16 protein-coding genes are annotated in these 16,800 nt (G+C 70.3%); 5 read left to right on the forward strand and 11 right to left on the reverse strand.

Going from position 1 to position 16,800, the window contains the following annotated elements:
* Window positions 1-127: 127 nt before the first annotated feature.
* From ACQ86J_RS07195 to ACQ86J_RS07210, 4 genes are read right to left on the reverse strand one after another with little or no spacing between them, the layout of a single operon-like run.
* Window positions 128-733 carry a CoA transferase gene (locus tag ACQ86J_RS07195; protein WP_431270582.1) on the reverse strand — a complete coding sequence of 202 codons (606 nt, stop codon included), beginning with the start codon at window positions 731-733 and terminating at the stop codon, window positions 128-130.
* Window positions 699-1,331 carry a CoA transferase gene (locus tag ACQ86J_RS07200; RefSeq protein WP_431270583.1) on the reverse strand — a complete coding sequence of 211 codons (633 nt, stop codon included), beginning with the start codon at window positions 1,329-1,331 and terminating at the stop codon, window positions 699-701. The genes ACQ86J_RS07195 and ACQ86J_RS07200 overlap by 35 nt, the downstream gene beginning before the upstream one ends.
* A gap of 58 nt (window positions 1,332-1,389) precedes the next feature.
* Window positions 1,390-1,845 (reverse strand): hypothetical protein, encoded by a 456-nt coding sequence (locus tag ACQ86J_RS07205; RefSeq protein ID WP_431270584.1) that lies wholly within the window; start codon window positions 1,843-1,845, stop codon window positions 1,390-1,392.
* Window positions 1,752-3,176 (reverse strand): elongation factor G, encoded by a 1,425-nt coding sequence (locus ACQ86J_RS07210; protein ID WP_431270585.1) that lies wholly within the window; start codon window positions 3,174-3,176, stop codon window positions 1,752-1,754. Before ACQ86J_RS07210 ends, ACQ86J_RS07205 begins: the two co-directional genes overlap by 94 nt.
* An 809-nt stretch (window positions 3,177-3,985) precedes the next feature.
* Here ACQ86J_RS07210 and ACQ86J_RS07215 point away from each other — a divergent pair.
* Entirely contained in the window at window positions 3,986-4,762 is a 777-nt protein-coding gene (locus tag ACQ86J_RS07215) for an SDR family NAD(P)-dependent oxidoreductase (RefSeq protein ID WP_431270586.1), read from the forward strand.
* A 12-nt stretch (window positions 4,763-4,774) separates the two neighbouring features.
* Here the strand turns inward: ACQ86J_RS07215 and ACQ86J_RS07220 are convergent, their stop codons facing one another.
* Both ACQ86J_RS07220 and ACQ86J_RS07225 read right to left on the reverse strand, forming a co-directional pair.
* Window positions 4,775-5,185, reverse strand: coding sequence for a cation transporting ATPase C-terminal domain-containing protein (locus tag ACQ86J_RS07220; RefSeq protein ID WP_431270587.1), 411 nt, complete (start codon window positions 5,183-5,185; stop codon window positions 4,775-4,777).
* A gap of 195 nt (window positions 5,186-5,380) precedes the next feature.
* Complete coding sequence (locus ACQ86J_RS07225; RefSeq protein ID WP_431270588.1) at window positions 5,381-7,225, reverse strand: cation-translocating P-type ATPase; 1,845 nt, start codon at window positions 7,223-7,225, stop codon at window positions 5,381-5,383.
* 337 nt (window positions 7,226-7,562) lie between these two features.
* Between ACQ86J_RS07225 and ACQ86J_RS07230 the strand changes: the two genes are divergently transcribed.
* Both ACQ86J_RS07230 and ACQ86J_RS07235 read left to right on the forward strand, forming a co-directional pair.
* A complete protein-coding gene (locus ACQ86J_RS07230; protein ID WP_431270589.1) occupies window positions 7,563-8,183 on the forward strand; it encodes a gamma-glutamylcyclotransferase in 621 nt (206 codons plus the stop codon).
* Complete coding sequence (locus tag ACQ86J_RS07235) at window positions 8,114-8,752, forward strand: isochorismatase family protein (RefSeq protein WP_431270590.1); 639 nt, start codon at window positions 8,114-8,116, stop codon at window positions 8,750-8,752. The genes ACQ86J_RS07230 and ACQ86J_RS07235 overlap by 70 nt, the downstream gene beginning before the upstream one ends.
* A gap of 106 nt (window positions 8,753-8,858) precedes the next feature.
* On the opposite strand, the gene ACQ86J_RS07240 is transcribed toward ACQ86J_RS07235, so the two are convergent.
* The 3 genes from ACQ86J_RS07240 to ACQ86J_RS07250 form a co-directional block, all read right to left on the reverse strand.
* Window positions 8,859-10,265 carry an NAD(P)(+) transhydrogenase (Re/Si-specific) subunit beta gene (locus tag ACQ86J_RS07240; protein WP_431270591.1) on the reverse strand — a complete coding sequence of 469 codons (1,407 nt, stop codon included), beginning with the start codon at window positions 10,263-10,265 and terminating at the stop codon, window positions 8,859-8,861.
* 4 nt (window positions 10,266-10,269) lie between these two features.
* A complete protein-coding gene (locus ACQ86J_RS07245; protein WP_431270592.1) occupies window positions 10,270-10,683 on the reverse strand; it encodes an NAD(P) transhydrogenase subunit alpha in 414 nt (137 codons plus the stop codon).
* Between the two features lie 89 nt (window positions 10,684-10,772).
* Complete coding sequence (locus ACQ86J_RS07250) at window positions 10,773-11,930, reverse strand: NAD(P) transhydrogenase subunit alpha (RefSeq protein ID WP_431270593.1); 1,158 nt, start codon at window positions 11,928-11,930, stop codon at window positions 10,773-10,775.
* Between the two features lie 226 nt (window positions 11,931-12,156).
* Here ACQ86J_RS07250 and ACQ86J_RS07255 point away from each other — a divergent pair, with 226 nt between their 5' ends.
* Window positions 12,157-12,279, forward strand: coding sequence for a hypothetical protein (locus tag ACQ86J_RS07255; protein ID WP_431270594.1), 123 nt, complete (start codon window positions 12,157-12,159; stop codon window positions 12,277-12,279).
* Window positions 12,276-13,451 carry an MFS transporter gene (locus ACQ86J_RS07260; RefSeq protein WP_431270595.1) on the forward strand — a complete coding sequence of 392 codons (1,176 nt, stop codon included), beginning with the start codon at window positions 12,276-12,278 and terminating at the stop codon, window positions 13,449-13,451. Before ACQ86J_RS07255 ends, ACQ86J_RS07260 begins: the two co-directional genes overlap by 4 nt.
* Window positions 13,452-13,461: 10 nt before the next feature.
* Here ACQ86J_RS07260 and ACQ86J_RS07265 read toward each other — a convergent pair whose 3' ends face one another.
* Together ACQ86J_RS07265 and ACQ86J_RS07270 are read right to left on the reverse strand one after the other, a co-directional pair.
* Window positions 13,462-14,823: an ABC1 kinase family protein gene (locus tag ACQ86J_RS07265; RefSeq protein ID WP_431270596.1), complete on the reverse strand. Its 1,362-nt coding sequence runs from the start codon at window positions 14,821-14,823 to the stop codon at window positions 13,462-13,464.
* Window positions 14,820-16,742, reverse strand: coding sequence for a M3 family oligoendopeptidase (locus ACQ86J_RS07270; protein ID WP_431270597.1), 1,923 nt, complete (start codon window positions 16,740-16,742; stop codon window positions 14,820-14,822). The genes ACQ86J_RS07265 and ACQ86J_RS07270 overlap by 4 nt, the downstream gene beginning before the upstream one ends.
* Between the last annotated feature and the right edge of the window lie 58 nt (window positions 16,743-16,800).

Below are 16,800 nucleotides of genomic sequence, written 5' to 3' on the forward strand. Positions count from 1 at the left end.
TACAGGGCTGGGCAGCAGGACCAGGGCCGCCATCCATCGCCAGTGTCGTCGCATGCCTCGCCTCCGCTTCCGAGCGGCAACGCCGACGGGCGGGCGGTGGTTCGCCGACGCGCCGGTGCCGCCGGCTTCAGGACGCGGCGCGCACCGCGCCGCTGGCGATAAGCGCGGCGATCTCGACCTCGGCGAAGCCCGCCTCGGCCAGGATCGCCGCGCTGTCGGCACCGAGCCGCGGCGAAGGCGCGCGTTTCCCCGTGGGCGTTGCGGAGAACTTCACCGGCACCGCCATGCGGGTGATGCGCCCCTCGGTCGGATGCTCCTCCGCCTCGAAGAAGCCCGTGGCGACCAGATGCGGGTCGTCGAGGATCGTCTCCAGCGTGTGCACCGGCGTCACCGGCAAGTCGGCGGCCTCAAGCAGCGCCATCCACTCGGCGCTGGTCCGGGTCAGGAATTCCTGCGCCAGCATCCCCAGCACCGCATCGATATGGATCGTGCGCGTCGCATGGCTGGCGAAGCGCGGATCGGTCGAGACCAAGTCGGGCCAGCCGACCGCAGTGCAGAAGTTCCGCCACTGCCGGTCGTTGTAGATCATGGTGCAGACGAAGCCGTCCTTGGTCCGGTAAGGCTTGCGGTCGCGCGAGAGCAGCCTTCCATAGCCGCCGGCATCGAGCGGCGGGTCGAAGACCTTGCCGCCGAGATGGTCACCGAGGACGAAGTTCAGCATCGTCTCGAACATCGGCACCTCGACCAGCTGCCCTTCCTCGCTGCGCAAGCTGGTGGACCAGGGCGGCGTTGATCGCGCTGGCTGCCATCAGCCCGGTGATGCGGTCGGCCATGGCCAGCGGCACGTAGCGCGGCTCGCCGCCGCTGACCTGGGCGTTCAGCCCTGCAATCAGCGCGGCACCCTGCATAAGGTCGTCATAGGCCGGACGCGGGCCGTAGGGCCCGTCCTGCGCATAGCCCAGCACGCTGGCATAGACGATGCGCGGATTGGCCGTCCGCACCGCGGCATAGTCCAGGCCCAGACGTGCCATGGCGGCGGGGCGGATATTGGTCACTAGGACGTCGGCGGATTGCGCGAGACGCAGCAGCACCGCCCGCGCCTTGAGCTGCTTGAGGTCGAGCGCGACGCTGCGCTTGCCGCGGTTGATGGTGATGAACATGCAGCCCATGCCCGGGCTGCGGCCGGGGCCGATGAGGCGGACGACATCGCCCTCCGGTGCTTCCACCTTGGTCACCGCGGCGCCCATCTCCGCCAGGACCTGGGTGCAATAGGGTCCCACCAGCACGGTGGTAAGGTCGAGCACGCGGATCCCCGCGAGCGGTCCTGGCATGGGCACGTTTCCCCGAAAGCAGCGTTGGGCGGGAGGATACACGCCTCCCGCCAGGCCGCTACTTGTGCCGGGCTTCCGCCAGGTGATCGAACCGGTGCACATAGCTGCCGAGGCCCTGGGTCAGGCTGCGCAGCTCGATGATGAAGTCCTGCAGTTCGGCCGCCGGCACCAGCGCCTCCACCGCATCCCAGCCGTCCCAGCCCTCCTTCGCGGCGTAACCGAGGATCTGGCCACGGCGTCCGGCCAGGAGGCGCTGGGCGTTCGGCGTGTATTCGGCCGGGACCGTGATCGTCACCGCCTCGATCGGCTCGAGCAGCACCGGATCGGCCTTGGCGAGCCCGTCCTGCATCGCCTGGCGCGTCGCCGTCGCGAAAGCCATGTCGCTGCTGTCGACCGAGTGGAAGCTGCCATCCAGCAAGGTCACGGCGACATCGACCACGGGATGGCCGAGCGGCCCCTTCTTCGTCGCCTCCTCGGCCGCCTCCCCCACCGCGGGGATGAAGCGGCGCGGCACCGCGCCGCCGACCACCTTCTCCTCGAAGGCGAAGCCGGCCGCGCGGGCGCGGCTCGATATGCAGCTTCACGTCGGCAAACTGGCCGTGACCGCCAGGTCTGCCGCTTCAGCCTGGCATGCTGGGTGACCGGCTGGCGGATGGTCTCGCGGTAGGCGATCTGCGGGCGCACCGTGCGCAGCTTGACGCCCAGCGCAGTGGACAGCCGCTCCACCGCCGCCCGCAGGTGGATCTCACCCTGGCCGTGCAGAATGGTCTGGGCGCTTTCCGGATCAAGCACCACGCCGAGCGCAGGGTCCTCCTCCGCCAGGCGCTGCAGCGCGCCCGAAAGCCGAACCTCGTCCTTGCGGTCCTCCAGCACCACGGCCAGCGCATGCACCGGTGCGGCGGGCTGCGGGAAGTCCAGCGGCGCGTCGGCACCGAGCGTCGCCCCCGTCGTCACGCCTTCCAGCCGGCCGAGCGCCACGATCTCGCCGGTGGCGGCTTCCGGCACCTTCTGCGCCTCGCCATTCGGGAAGCGATGAATGCCCCCGACCCGATGACCGTCGAGCTGCGCGCCGTCCTTCACCGGGCCGCGCCAGATCCGCGCCCAGGACAGCCGCCCGGCGTGGCCGGCATGCAAGGTGCGGAAGACCTGCGCCAGCGGTGGGCCCTCCGGCGCGATGCCGCGGCCGGCGGCGGTCTCTTGCGGGTCCGGCACGTCGTGTCGCAGCGCCTTCCACAGCCGCTGGACGCCATTGTTGTGCTCGGCCGCGCCGAGCAGGACGGAGACGACGGCGCCGCTCGCCTCGCTCGCGTGGAGCGGGCGGTAGATCTCCTCCGGCTCGGGGGTCAGGTCCTCCAGCACCTTCTCCAGCAGCGCGTCATCGTGGTCGGCCAACGCCTCCAGCAGCTCGGCCCGGGCCTCCGCCTCGCGCTCGCGCATGGCGGGCGGCAGCTCGATCCGCTCGGAAGCGGCGCCGCGGCGATAGCGATAGGCGCGCTCGGAGACGACATCGACATAGCCGGTCACCGTCTCGCCCTCGCGGATCGGCACCTGGCGCAGCACCAGCTTGCGCCGGGTCTGCCCCTGCAGCGCCGCCAGGGTGTCGCGCACGCGGCCATCAAGCTGGTCGATCTTGTTGATGAAGACCAGGGCCGGGACGCCCTGCTCCTCCAGCATCCGGAAGACCGGGCCGAGCCCGGCGGCGCGGCCGGGCGCGGCCTCGGCCACCACCACGGCCAGGTCGCAGACCGCCAGCGCACAGGCCGCGTCATGCGCGAACTCGATCGAGCCGGGACAGTCCAGCAGCGACCAGGCATCGCCCGTGAGGCTGGCATGGCCGAGCCGCATCTGGTCCCCATCCCGCGCGGGCCGCCGCGCCGGGCCGCGCCGCCGGCCGCCGCGAGCAGGGCATCGAACAGGGTGGATTTCCCGCTGCCCTGCGGGCCGATGAGCGCGACGGATCGGGGCCTCGCCCCGCCGGGCTGTCTGCCGCTGGCATCAGGCATGGTGAACTGCCCTCCCTCTTGGGGCGGGCCCTCGCGGCGCGTCAGCCTGGCACCGCAGGCGGGCCAGCCCGGGTCGTTGACGACCCCTGGTTGCCGCGGGCATCCCGGCGCCGCCGGGTGGGGCCCGGGCACCGCGCGTAGGGCCCAGCCTAACGAGGTCGTCGGGCCGAATGCCACTGCGCTGTCATAGCCGGACGGAGTTCGGCGGCACATCCACCCTTGGGCAACCCTTAGGTGGTTTATCCATACGGCGGCTAACTGCTGAAAGGCGTGGGGCCGCAAATTTTAAGCTGGCATTATGCTGCAATGCGGCATCATGCTGCACTGCAACATCGCAATGGCGAGGTGCATCATGAAGATCAACCTGCATGTTCCCGGCGTTCCGACCGAAGCCTCCCTGCCGCATTCCGCCCTGCCGATGATCGGGGCAGCGGTCCTGTTGACCGGGATGGCTATCCTGCCGGCCCCGGCCCTCTTCCTCGCCGCGCTCATCGGCGCGACCGGACCTCGGCCTTACACTGGCCGAGCTGCGCCGGCATGGCGGGCCGGATGTCCCTGCCCTGCCGCACGTGACGGAGCGCTGACCTCCCCGGGCTGTCCGCACTTCCCCGATCGCCGATACTCGGCGATCGGGATGGAGGGAAGATGGCCATGGCCGAACTGCGCGGGGGCAATCTCGGCCCCTATGACCTGAAAGGCCGCGTCGCGGTCGTCACCGGCGGCAGCAACGGCATCGGCGCCGCCACCGCGCGGCGCCTGGCCGAGGCCGGCGCCACGGTCGTGGTCGGCTACAACGAGGGCGCCGGGCGGGCCGCGACGCTGGTGGCGGAACTGCACGGCAGCGGCCACCTGGCGCTACGCCTGCCGATGGCCGACAGCGCCGCACTGAAGGCCGCCGCGACGGAGGTCGCCGCGAAGCTCGGCCGCTGCGACGTGCTGGTGAACTCGGCCGGCACCACGCGCGCGGTGCCGCATGCCGACCTGGAAGCGCTGGACGACGACCTGATCGACCGGGTGCTGACGATCAACGTGCGCGGCCCGATCGCCACGATCCGCGCCTTCCTGCCAATGCTGAAGGCCAGCGGCGACGCGATCATCATCAACATCTCGTCGCTGGCTGCCGTCACCGGCACCGGCAGCAGCATCATCTACGGCGCATCAAAAGCCGCAATTGACACGATTGGCCTGTCCCTGGCGCGGGTGCTGGGATCGTCGGGGATCCGCGTCGTGTCGGTCTCGCCTTCCGCGGTGTTGACCGACTTCGTCCCCGGCCGCAGCCGGGAAACGGTGGAGAAGGCGGCGCTCGCCTCACCGCTGCGCACGCTGACGGAAGCCGACGACGTGGCCCTGGCGGTGATGTCGGTGGTGACGCATCTGCGGCTGACCACCGGGGTCGCCATCCTGGTGGACGGCGGCAAGCACCTGTAGGCGGCGGGCGGCCTAACCGCGCGGGGCGCCATTCCCGCGCGGCACCGCGATCCGTTTCAGCGCCTCCGCCGCCATCAGGTACAGCAGCACCAGCACCAGGATGGCCAGCAGCAACGCCCCCGGCAATGGCGCGAAGCCCAGCACCGCGGCGAAGGGGCCGACCGCCAAAACGAGTGCCACGGCCAGCGCCCCGAGCGAGGTCGCCACCAGCACCGGATGCGGCCGCGTGGCGCGCCAGGCCGGTCCGGCGGTGCGGATCAGGAAGATTACCAGGACCTGCGTGACCATGCTCTCGACGAACCAGGCGGTGCGGAACTCCTCCGGCGTAGCGCCATAGACCCCGAGCAGGATGCCGAAGGTCGCCAGGTCGAAGACCGATGACAGCGGCCCCATCACCAGGGTGAAGCGCAGCACCTGCCGCATGTCCCGAGCCATGCGGCGCCGCCAGGTCGTCGCGATCCACCGCGTCGAAAGGGATGCCGAGCTTGGAGACGTCGTAGAGCAGGTTGTTCAGCAGGATCTGCGCCGGCAGCAGCGGCAGGAAGGGAATGACCAGGGAGGCCACCGCCATCGACAGCATGTTGCCGAAATTCGACGATGTCCCCATGCGGACATATTTCATGACGTTGGCATAGGTGCGCCGCCCTTCCTCCACCCCTCCGCCAGCACGCCGAGATCGGGCGCCAACAGGATCAGGTCGGCCGCGGCGCGCGCCACGTCGGTTGCCTCCTGCACCGAGATCCCGGCATCGGCCGCATGGATCGCCGGCGCGTCGTTGATTCCTGTCGCCGATGAAGCCGACCGTGTGGCGCGCGCCTTCAAGGCCAGCAGGATCTGCCGCTTCTGGTCGGGCGAGACGCGGGCATACAGGTCGACGGCCCCGACCCGCGCCGCCAGTGCGTGATCGTCCATCGCGGCGATCTCCTCGCCGGTCAGCAACCCCTCCGCCGGAATGCCGAGCGCCTGCACCAGATGCCGCACCACCGGCGCCGCGTCGCCTGAGACGACCTTGGTGCGGATGCCGAGGCCGGCCAGCCGCGCCACCGCCGCGGCGGCCGAGCGCTTCGGCGGGTCGAGGAAAGCGCAGAAGCCGAGGAAGGTAAGGTCCCGCTCCGCTTCGGGACCGTCCACCGTCTCGCCCTCCGGCATCGCGCGCACCGCCACGCCGAGCAGCCGCAGTCCCTCGGCCCCGCGCGCCTCGGCCGCCCCGAGCAGCGCGGCGCGGTCGAAAGGGCCGGCCTCGGCAGCGGTGCAGGCGGCCAGCACAGCTTCCGGCGCGCCCTTCACCACCAGCAGGCGCTGGCCTTCGCCCTCGGCCAGAACGGAGGAGCGCCGCCGCTCGAAGCCGAAGGGAGCCTCGGCCAGCAGGCGCCAGCCCGCCGGCACCGGCTGCGCCGCGAGGATGGCTGCATCGAGCGCGGTCGGCACGCCGCTCGCCAGCCCGGCATTCAGCGCCGCCATCCGCAGCACCCTGGGGGAGGTCGCATCGGCCAGTGCGATCCGTGCCTCGGTCAGCGTGCCCGTCTTGTCGGTGCAGAGCACGTCCATCGCGCCGAGGTCGTGGATCGCCGCCAGCCGCTTCACCACGACCTGCTTCGCCGCCATCCGCATCGCGCCGCGGGAGAGCGTGACGGTGGTGACCATCGGCAGCAGTTCGGGCGTCAGCCCGACCGCCAGCGCCACGGCGAACAGGAAGCTCTCGAGCGGCGGCCGGTGGAAGGCCAGGTGCGCCAGCAGCACGAAGAGCACCAGGAAGACCGTCAGCCGCAGGATCAGCAGGCCGAGGCCGCGCAACCCGCGCTCGAAGGCGGTCGCCGGCCGCCGTGCCGCCAGTGCCGCGGCGACGCCGCCGAGCCGGGTCGCCGGCCCGGTCGCCACCACCAGCATGGTCGCAGCACCCGCGACCACAGCGGTGCCGGAGAAGACGGCATTCGTCGCCTCGGCCGGCGTCGCGCCGCCAGAGGTACCGGGGCGCTTGGCGACCGGATAGGGCTCGCCGGTCAGCAGCGACTCGTTCACCTGCAGCCCTTGGCTTTCGAGCAGGACGCCGTCGGCCGGGACCAGCGCGCCGGCGGCCAGTTCCACGACGTCGCCGACGACCAGCGATTCCACCGGCACCCCTTCGACGCGGTCGCCCTGCCGCACGGTGGCGCGGACCGCGACGCTCTCGCGCAGCGCTGCCGCGGCCTGCTCCGCCCGGTGCTCCTGCATCACGTCCATGGCGACCGAGACGGCGACGATGCCGAGGATAATGCCGAAGCCTGGCCAGTCGCCGGTCAGGCCGGAGACCAGCCCGGCGACGATCAGGATGGCGATCAGCGGTTCCGCCATGCGGCGGAGGATCTTGCGGCCGATCGCCGCCGGGACGTGCTCGGCGACGGCGTTGCGGCCATCGGCGGCCAGCCGCCGCGCCGCCTCGGCGACGGCAAGCCCCTGCCGCCCGCTGCCAAGCCGTGCGAGCAACGCCTCCGGCGGCTCGGTCCAAAGGGCGTGGTCGCGCGATGGTCATGCCCGGGCGCGGCGGATGGGTGCAGCATGGCGGCAGGATGGAACGCCAAGGCCCAACGCGCCTTGATCCAGCACAGGGCGCAACGAATCGACCAGGAACGCCGTCGGTCACCCATCGTTGGGCCGGCATGACCCTGACTCGGGCGCAGATCGCGCAACGCCTGCCGGCACGCCGCCCCCCGCACGACCACCCCGGACCGTCCCCGAACCCCTGCTGCAGGCCGGCCTGGCGGGAGCCCTGTGCAGCCGCGGTGCAGGCGACCTGCCCCGCATCTTCGCCTATGGCTCGCTGATGTGGGAACGCGAGACATTGCCCGGCGCGGTGGCGGAGCCCGCCCGGCTCGGCGGCTTCGCCCGGCGCTGGAGCCTGCGCGACATCCACAATCGCGGCGTGCCGGAGACCCCGGGGCTGACCCTCGGGCTTGAGCCCGCGCCGGGCGGCTGCTGCGAGGGGCTGCTCTTCACCCTGGCCGACGACGCGGCGCTCTGGCCGGTGTGGCGGCACGAGATGCTGCCGGGCTTCTACCGCGGCGAATGGGTCACCGTGGTTCCGCTGCCGGAGGGCCGGCCGGTGCGGGCGCTGACCTTCATCGCCGATGCCGCGCACGCCCTGCATACCGGGCCGCTGCCGGAAGCCGCCCAGGCCCGGGTGCTGGCCGAGGCGGTAGGACCCCGGGGCCGAATGCCGAATACCTGCTGTCGGCGCAGGAAACGCTGCGGCGGACCGGGCTGGAGGACGCCCAGATCGACCGACTGGCCGGGATGGTGGGACGGCTGCTGGCCGGCCGCTGACTGGCACGCGCGCTGCTTCGTCCTCGGCCGGAGCCGCCGAGGAGACCGCCGATGCCCCGCACCGTCCAGATCGCCGCCCGCCCCGAGCCCATCGCCGTGGTGCCGGAGGAGACCGCGCTGATCGTGGTCGACATGCAGCACGCCTATCTCTCGAAGGGCGGCTACCTCGACCTCTGCGGCTTCGACATCAGCGGCTCCCCGCCGGTGATCGAGGAATGCGCCCGCGTCATCGCCGCCTGCCGCGATGCCAACATCCCCGTCATCTACCTGCAGAACGGCTTCTCTCCCGACCTGCGGGAGGCGCCGGGGCCCGCAGCGCCGGTCTGGCACAAGTCGAACGCGCTTAGATTCATGCGGGCCAACGAGGCCTATGCCGGCAAGCTCATCACCCACGGCACCTGGGACCATGAGATCGTGCCGGAGGTGGCGCCGCGCCCGGGTGACGTGGTGGTCGGCAAGTCGCGCTACAGCGGCTTCGCCGGGACGGCGCTGGAGCAGATCCTGCACGCGCGCCGCATCCGCACGGTGCTGGTGGTCGGCGTCGCCACCAATGTCTGCGTCGAAAGCACCATCCGAGATGCCTACCACCGGGAATTCTTCCCGGTGATGGTCTCGGACGCGACGCTCGGGGCCGGGCCGGGGTCGCAGGAAGCGACCGAGTTCAACGTGCGGGCGTTTTCGGCTGGGTGACCTCGGGGGCCGAACTCAGGGCGGCGCTGGGCAGCAACGCATAAAAGAAAGGCCGCGGAGAGTATCTTCTCCCCGGCCCTCGCATCTATTTCTGCAAGATTGCAGGCTACTTCTGCAGGGCCTGGACGACTTCCTGCGTAACCTTTTTCGCGTCGCCGAACAGCATCATGGTGTTAGGGCGGAAGAACAGCTCATTGTCCACGCCGGCATAGCCGCTGGCCATGCCGCGCTTGATGAAGAACACCGTCTTGGCCTTCTCCACGTCGAGGATCGGCATGCCGTAGATGGCGCTGGACTTGTCGGTCTTGGCGGCCGGGTTGGTCACGTCATTGGCGCCGATCACGAAAGCCACATCGGCCTCGGCGAACTCGGGGTTGATCTCCTCGAGCTCCTTTACATCCTCATACGGGACGTTGGCCTCGGCCAGCAGCACGTTCATGTGGCCCGGCATGCGGCCGGCGACCGGGTGGATGGCGTATTCCACGGTGGCGCCTTCCTTCTTCAGCAGGTCGCCCATCTCGCGCAGCACCTGCTGGGCCTGCGCCACCGCCATGCCGTAGCCCGGCACGATGATGATCTTGGAGGCATTCTTCATGATGAAGGCTGCGTCCTCCGGGCTGCCGGCCTTGACCGGGCCCTTGTCGCCGCCAGCCCCGGCCGCCGCGCCCGCCGCCGAGGTATCCGTGCCGAAGCCGCCCAGCAGCACGTTGATAATGCTGCGGTTCATGCCCTTGCACATGATGTAGGACAGGATGGCACCCGAGGCGCCGACCAGCGCGCCGGTGACGATCAGCAGCAGGTTGCCGATGGTGAAGCCGATGCCCGCCGCGGCCCAGCCGGAATAGCTGTTCAGCATCGAGACAACGACCGGCATGTCGGCGCCGCCGATCGGAATGATCAGCAGGAAGCCGAGCGCGAAGGACAGCAGCGCGATCAGCCAGAACAGCACCGGGTTGCCGCTCATGACGAAGGCGATCACCAGCACCAGCAGCAGCACGCCGAGCCCGGCGTTCAGCATGTGCTGGCCCTTGAAGATGATCGGCGCGCCGGACATGCGGCCATCCAGCTTGGCGAAGGCGATCACCGAGCCGGAGAAGGTGATGGCGCCGATGGCGAGGCCCAGCGACATCTCGACCAGCGAGGCGCCGTGAATATGGCCATGCGTGCCGATGCCGAAGCTTTCCGGGCTGTAGAAGGCGGCCGCGGCGACGAAGACCGCGGCCATGCCGACCAGCGAGTGGAAGGCGGCGACCAGTTGCGGCAGCGAGGTCATCTGGATGCGCTTGGCCACCACCGCGCCGATGCTGCCGCCGATGGCGATGCCGGCCAGGATCAGGATGATGCCGCCGGGCGCCATGCCGGGCCGGAACAGCGTCGCCACGATGGCGATCGCCATGCCGATCATGCCGAACTGGTTGCCCTGCCGCGAGGTGGTCGGGTGGGACAGCCCGCGCAGCGCCAGGATGAAGAGGACCGCCGCGACCAGGTAGGCGAGCGTCGAGATCGTCGCCATGGCGTCAGGCCTTCTTCTTGGTCTGGAACATCGCCAGCATCCGGCGCGTCACCAGGAAGCCGCCGAAGATGTTGACCGAGGCGAGGGTCACGGCGAGGAAGCCGAAGATCCGCGCGCCCCAATTGTCGGCGGTGCCGGCGGCCAGGATGGCGCCGACCACGATGACGGAGGAGATGGCGTTGGTCACGCCCATCAGCGGGCTGTGCAGCGCCGGCGTGACGTTCCACACGACGTAGTAGCCGACGAAGCAGGCCAGCAGGAAGATCGTCAGCAGGAACAGGAAGGGGTCGGCGGCGGCGGCGCCCTGGGCGATGGCCGGCGCGACATGCGCCTCCGCCATCATGCGGGCCTGCTGCGCCAGGTCCAGCGCGCGCTGGGCCTGGGCCGCGGCCTGGTTGGCCAGTTCGGTCGGGTTCATGTCTGTGTCTCCTTCGGAGGCGCCGGCCGATTCAGACCTCCGGGCCCTGCGGCCCTCCGGTCATCGGACGGCATCCGGTTCACGATTCCTCAGGCGGCCTTGGCGGGGGCGAGGCTCGGGTGCACGACGGCGCCGCCGTGGGTCAGCATGACGCCCTTCACGATCTCGTCCTCGGGCGGCAGCTTCGGCGCCTTGGCCTCCTTGTCCCAGAAGGTGGTCAGGAAGGTCAGCAGGTTGCGCGCGAAGAGCGCCGAGGAGGCGCCGGCGATCCGGCCCGGCCAGTTGTTGAAGCCGATGACCTTCACCCCGTTCTCGGTGGTGATGAACTGCCCGGGCTGGGTCAGCGCCACGTTGCCGCCGGCATCGGACGCGATGTCGACGATCACCGAGCCGGGCTTCATCGAGGCGACCATCTCGGCCGTCACCAGGGTCGGCGCCTTGCGCCCTGCACCAGCGCTGTCGTGATGACGATGTCCTGCTTGGCGATATGCGCCGCGACGACCTTGGCCTGCTCGGCATAGAACTCGGCCGAGAGCTTGCTTGGCGTAGCCGCCGGCGGTCTGCGCCTGCTTGCTCTCCTCGGACTCGTAGCCGACATAGGCGGCGCCGAGCGACTTGATCTCCTCCTTGGCCGCCGGCCGCACATCAGTGGCGGACACGCGGCCGCCGAGCCGCCGCGCCGTGGCGATCGCCTGCAGCCCGGCGACGCCGGCGCCCATGACGAAGACATTGGCGGCCGAGATCGTGCCGGCCGCGGTCATCAGCATGGGGAAGCCGCGGTCGAAGGCCGCCGCCGCCTCGATCACCGCGCGATAGCCCGCGAGGTTCGCCTGGGAGGAGAGGATGTCCATGCTCTGCGCCCGGGTGATGCGCGGCAGCAGCTCCATCGCCCCGGCCTCGATGCCGAGCTGGGCGTAGGTCGCCGCCATCTCCGGCGAGGCCTGCAGCTGGCCGAGCATCAGCGCCCCGCGCGGGATCAGCGACAGCTCGTCGACCTCGCCTTCGCCGGTGCCGAGCGGGGCACGGATCTTCAGCACGATGCCGGCACCGTTCAGCGCGCTGGCGGCATCCGGGGCGACCTCGGCCCCGGCAGCGGCGTATTCGGCATCCGGGATGCCGGAGGCCAGGCCGGCCCCGGCCTCGACCGCCACGGTGCAGCCGAGCGCAATGAATTTCTTGACGGTTTCCGGCGTGGCCGCGACGCGAGTCTCGGCGGGCCGGCGCTCCTTCAGGACAGCCAGACGCATACGGGGTCCCCCTCTTCCGCCTCGATAGATGCGGCGACGCGTGAAAGCCGGCAAGTCCGCAGGGGCCGCCGGCGCGTCCTCGCCTGATACATGGCACGCGAAAGCTTGACCATGGGGGTCGGGCAATCCCGGCCCGGGCCGGCTTGTTTCGCGCCCGCGGGCGATCGCCCGGCGTCGCGCCGTGTTCTTCCCGGGTGGCCCGGGCAGGGCCGGAAGGGAAGCCAGGATGGCGTCAGACGCAGCAGGGACCATCTCGACCGCGGCGCAGGACACGGCCCGGCCACAGGTCCCGAAGCGGGTGGTCGCCGCGACCGTCGCCGGCAACGCGCTGGATTCTACGATTTCGTGACCTACGCCTTCTTCGCGGTCTATATCGGCCAGGCCTTCTTCCCGGCCCAGACACCCTTCATGAGCCTGTTGCTCTCGGTCGGGGTCTTCGGCGTCGGCTTCGTCTTCCGCCCGCTCGGCGGGGTGCTGATCGGCGCCTATGCCGACCGGGCCGGACGCAAGCCGGCGATGCTGCTGACCATCCTGATGATCACCGTCGGCACCATCGGGCTCGCCCTGACGCCCTCCTATGCCAGCATCGGCATCGCCGCGCCGCTGATCGTGGTGTTCTGCCGGCTGGTGCAGGGCTTGGCGTTGGGCGGGGAGGTCGGGCCGGCCAGCGCCTTCCTGATCGAGATCGCCCCGCCGGGGAAGCGCGGCCTCTATTCCAGCTGGCAGCTCGCCAGCCAGGGGATCGCCGCGCTGATGGCCGGGCTGATCGGCACCGGCCTGTCGCTGGTCCTGTCGCATGACGATTTGGTCGCCTGGGGCTGGCGGGTGCCCTTCCTGCTCTGCCTGGCGCTGATCCCGGTCGCCGTCATCCTGCGGCGGACCATGCCGGAGACGCTGGAGCACGGCCCGGCCGGCGCGCCCGCCCGCCGTCTGCGGGAGCATGCGGGGCTGATCGGGCTCGGCGTGCTGCTGATCCTGGGCGGGACGGTGGCGACCTATGTCGGCAACTACATGACGACCTATGCGATCGCCACGCTGCACTTCCCCTCCACCATCGCCCTCGCCGCGACGGTGGTGGGCGGGCTCGGCACCCTGGTCTTCTCGCTCTTCGGCGGCTGGCTGAGCGACCGGGTCGGCCGGCGCCCGGTGATGCTGGTGCCGCGCATCCTGCTGGCGCTGCTGGCTTGGCCACTCTTCCTGCTGCTGACCAGCTATCCCAGCACCGCGACGCTCTTCCTCGCCACCGGCACCATCACCGCGCTGACCGCGACCAGCAGTAGCGCCGCCCTGGCGGTGATCCCGGAGCTGCTGCCGCGGGCGATCCGCGCGACCGGGCTGGCGGTGGCCTATGCGGTCGGCGTCTCGCTGTTCGGCGGGACGACCCAGTTCGTCATCACCTGGCTGATCGAGGCGACGGGCAACCCGACCTCGCCCGCTTGGTACGTGGCGCTGACCAGCCTGGTCACCGCCATCGCCATGTGGACCCTGCCGGAAAGCCGCGACCGGGCGCTGGAGAACTGAGGATGGGTCCTCAGGCCATCGGCGCCGGCACCTTGGCCGCGGCCAGCGCCGCGGTCTGGCGCTCGGCGACGCCCTGCTCGGTCAGGTCGCCGATCATCTCCATGAAGAGCCGGTGCCAGTTCATCTCGCAGCGCAGCCGCAGGAAGACGCTGCCCAAGCCCACGGCCGCACGGTCCATCAGCGGGAATTCGCGCGGGATCTTCACCCCGCCGGTCCGCTTCAGCCCCTCATGCACCTTCTGGGCGATCTTCCGTCCATAGGACATGTCGTCGGAGAACTGGATCGGCCGGACCTTGTCCTGCACCAGCGGCTCATAGAGGAAGGCGGCCCAGAGGTTCAGGACCTCCATCGTCTCCTTCGACAGGTTGCGGAAGCCCCAGATTCGGTAGGCCTCGGCCGCCTTCTCGTCGTCATGGTCGCGCACCGCCTCGTACAGCATAATGACGCCGCCGACGAAGCTGGGCGGGAAGACCCGGATGGTGCCGAAGTCGAACAGGTTGATGCCCTGCCGGTCCGGCCGCACCTGGTAGTTGCCCAAGTGCGGGTCGCCATGGATGACGCCGTAGCGGTAGAAGGGCCGGTACCACGCGCGGAACAGCCCCTCGGCATAGGCCTGCCGCTCCTCGAGAGGCGGGTCCTCCGCCAGCCGCTTGACCAGCGGCCGGCCTTCCAGCCAGGTCATGGTCAGCAGGCGGGTGGTGCAATAGCCCTCGATCGGGGTTGGCACCGCGACATGCGGCTGGTCGGCCAGCATCAGGGCATAGAGCCGCTGGTGCGCCGCCTCCCGCAGGTAGTCCAGCTCCTCGCGCAGCCGGTCGCGCAGCTCCTGGTAGACCTCCCCATTGTCGAGCGCACTGTCCATGCGCTGGTAGAGGTTCATCGCCAGCTTGAGCTGGCGGAGATCGGCCTCCACCACGCTCGGCATGTCCGGGTATTGCAGCTTGCAGGCGACTTCGGTGCCGTCCGCCAGGGTGGCGCGGTGGACCTGCCCAAGCGAGGCGGCAGCCGCGGCCTCCCGCCCGAAGGTCTTGAACTTGGACTCCCAGGCCGGGCCGAGCTCGCCGGCCATGCGGCGGCGGACGAAGGGCCAGCCCATCGGTGGCGCATTGGCCTGCAGCGTCTCCAGCTGCTCGGCATATTCCTCCGGCAGGGCATCCGGCACGGTGGAGAGGAACTGCGCCACCTTCATCAGCGGGCCCTTCAGCCCGCCGAGGATCTGCTTCAGGTCCTCGGCATGCGCGTTCTTGTCGGTCTTGAGGCCGAGGAAGCGCTGCCCGGCGACACGCGCGGCGATGCCGCCCACGGCGCCCGAGGTCTGCACCATCCGGCGGACCTCGCCGAAGATGGTGCTGTCGGGGTTCCGGCCGCTCATGCCGCGGATTCCAATTCGTCGATGAAGCCGGCGATGACATCCAGCCCGCGCTGCCAGATCGCAGGGTCGGAGGCATCGAGGCCGAAGGGCGCCAGCAGTTCCTTGTGCCGCAGCGTGCCGCCGGCCTTCAGCAGGTCGAGGTATTTCTGCTCGAAGCCCGGCACCGCCTTGTCCCGGTAGACGCCATAGAGCGCGTTCACCAGGCAGTCGCCGAAGGCATAGGCGTAGACGTAGAAAGGGCTGTGCACGAAGTGCGGGATATAGGCCCAGTAGACCCCGTAATCCTCGGAGAAGTCGAAGGCCGGGCCGAGGCTCTCCCGCTGCACCTGCATCCAGAGCCCGGCGATCTGCTCGGCGGAAAGCTCGCCCTTCCGGCGCTCCTCGTGCAGCAGCGTCTCGAACCGGTAGAAGGCGATCTGCCGCACCACCGTGTTCAGCATGTCCTCGACCTTGCCGGCCAGCATCAGCCGGCGCCGCTTCAGGTCGGTCTCGGCGTCCAGCAGGCCGCGGAAGGTCAGCATCTCGCCGAAGACGCTGGCCGTCTCGGCCAGGGTCAGCGGCGTGCCGGACAGCAGGTAGCCCTGCTTGGCCGCCAGCACCTGGTGCACGCCATGGCCCAGCTCATGCGCCAGCGTCATCACGTCGCGCGTCTTGCCGTGGTAGTTCAGCAGCAGGTAGGGATGCGCCGAGGGAACCGTTGGATGGGCGAAGGCGCCGGAGGCCTTGCCCGGCCGCAGCGCCGCGTCGATCCAGGGCTTCTCGAAGAAGCGGCCACCGATCGCGGCGAGCTCCGGGCTGAAGGCGGCATAGCTGTCGAGCACGGTCTTCACCGCCTCCGGCCAAGCGATGCTGCGGTCCACCTCTTCGGGCAGCGGCGCGTTGCGGTCCCAGTGCTGCAGCTTCTCGAGGCCCAGCCACTTCGCCTTCATTGCGTAGTAGCGGTGCGACAGGCGCGGGAAGCTGTCCCGCACCGCCGTCACCAGCGCGTCCACCACCGCGTCCTCGACCATGTTTGCGCGGTTGCGGGAGGAGCCGGGCCGCGGATAGTGGCGCCAGTTGTCGAGGATCTCCTTGTCCTTGGCAAGCGTATTGGTGATCAGCGAGAACAGCCGCATGCGGCTGCCGAAGGCCTCTGACACCCCCTTGGCCGCCGCCGCGCGCACCGCGCGGTCACTGTCCGAGAGCCGGTTGAGCGCCGCCGAGACGGTCACCTCCTCGCCGGCTACGGTGACCGTCATGCCGGCGATGGTCTCGTCGAACAGCCGGTTCCAGGCGGATCGGCCGGTGACTTCCTTCTCATGCAGCAGCTTCTCGAGCTCGTCCGAGAGCTGGTGCGGCCGGAACACCCGCAGGTCGCGCAGCCAGGGGCCCAGCGGCGCAGCGCGGCGCTGCCGGCCAGCTTGCGGTCCAGCGCCTCGTCCTCCAGCCGGTTCAGCTCCAGCGTGAAGAACAGTAGGTGGGAGGAGATGACCGTCACTCGCTCCTGCAAGGTTTGGTAGAAGCGACCATTCGCCGGGTCCTGCGCATCGCCGGCGAAGACCAGCTTGGCCGAAGCTCATCGCCCGGCCGAGCACCTCCTCGATCCGCTCGTAGTCGCGGATCGCCTCGGCCAGCCCGTCGCCGCCGAGGCCGGCCAACCTTCCGGCGAAACGGGCGGAGAAGGCCTTGCCATCCGCCTCCGCCTGGTCGAGATCGGCGGTGAGCCGGGAATCCTCCTGCGAGGCATAGAGGTCGGAGAGATCCCAGACCGGCAGCTTGGCGCCGCCGGCGGCCTCCCCGGCATCGAGCGGTGAGAAGGCGGCCCTGGGGGCCGGGCGGGAACCCGCGACCGCGGCGGCATCAGCCGCGGCAAGGGTCGGGGTCGGAAGGGGGCGGATGCGATCACATCCCCCATATAAGGCCCCGGATGGCGTGGCCAAGCCGCCGCGGCACCGGGAACGGGCGTGCGAGGGGGAGAATGTCGGGGACGGAGGCGCT

Source organism: Dankookia sp. P2 (assembly GCF_050632255.1).
Lineage (GTDB): Bacteria > Pseudomonadota > Alphaproteobacteria > Acetobacterales > Acetobacteraceae > Paracraurococcus.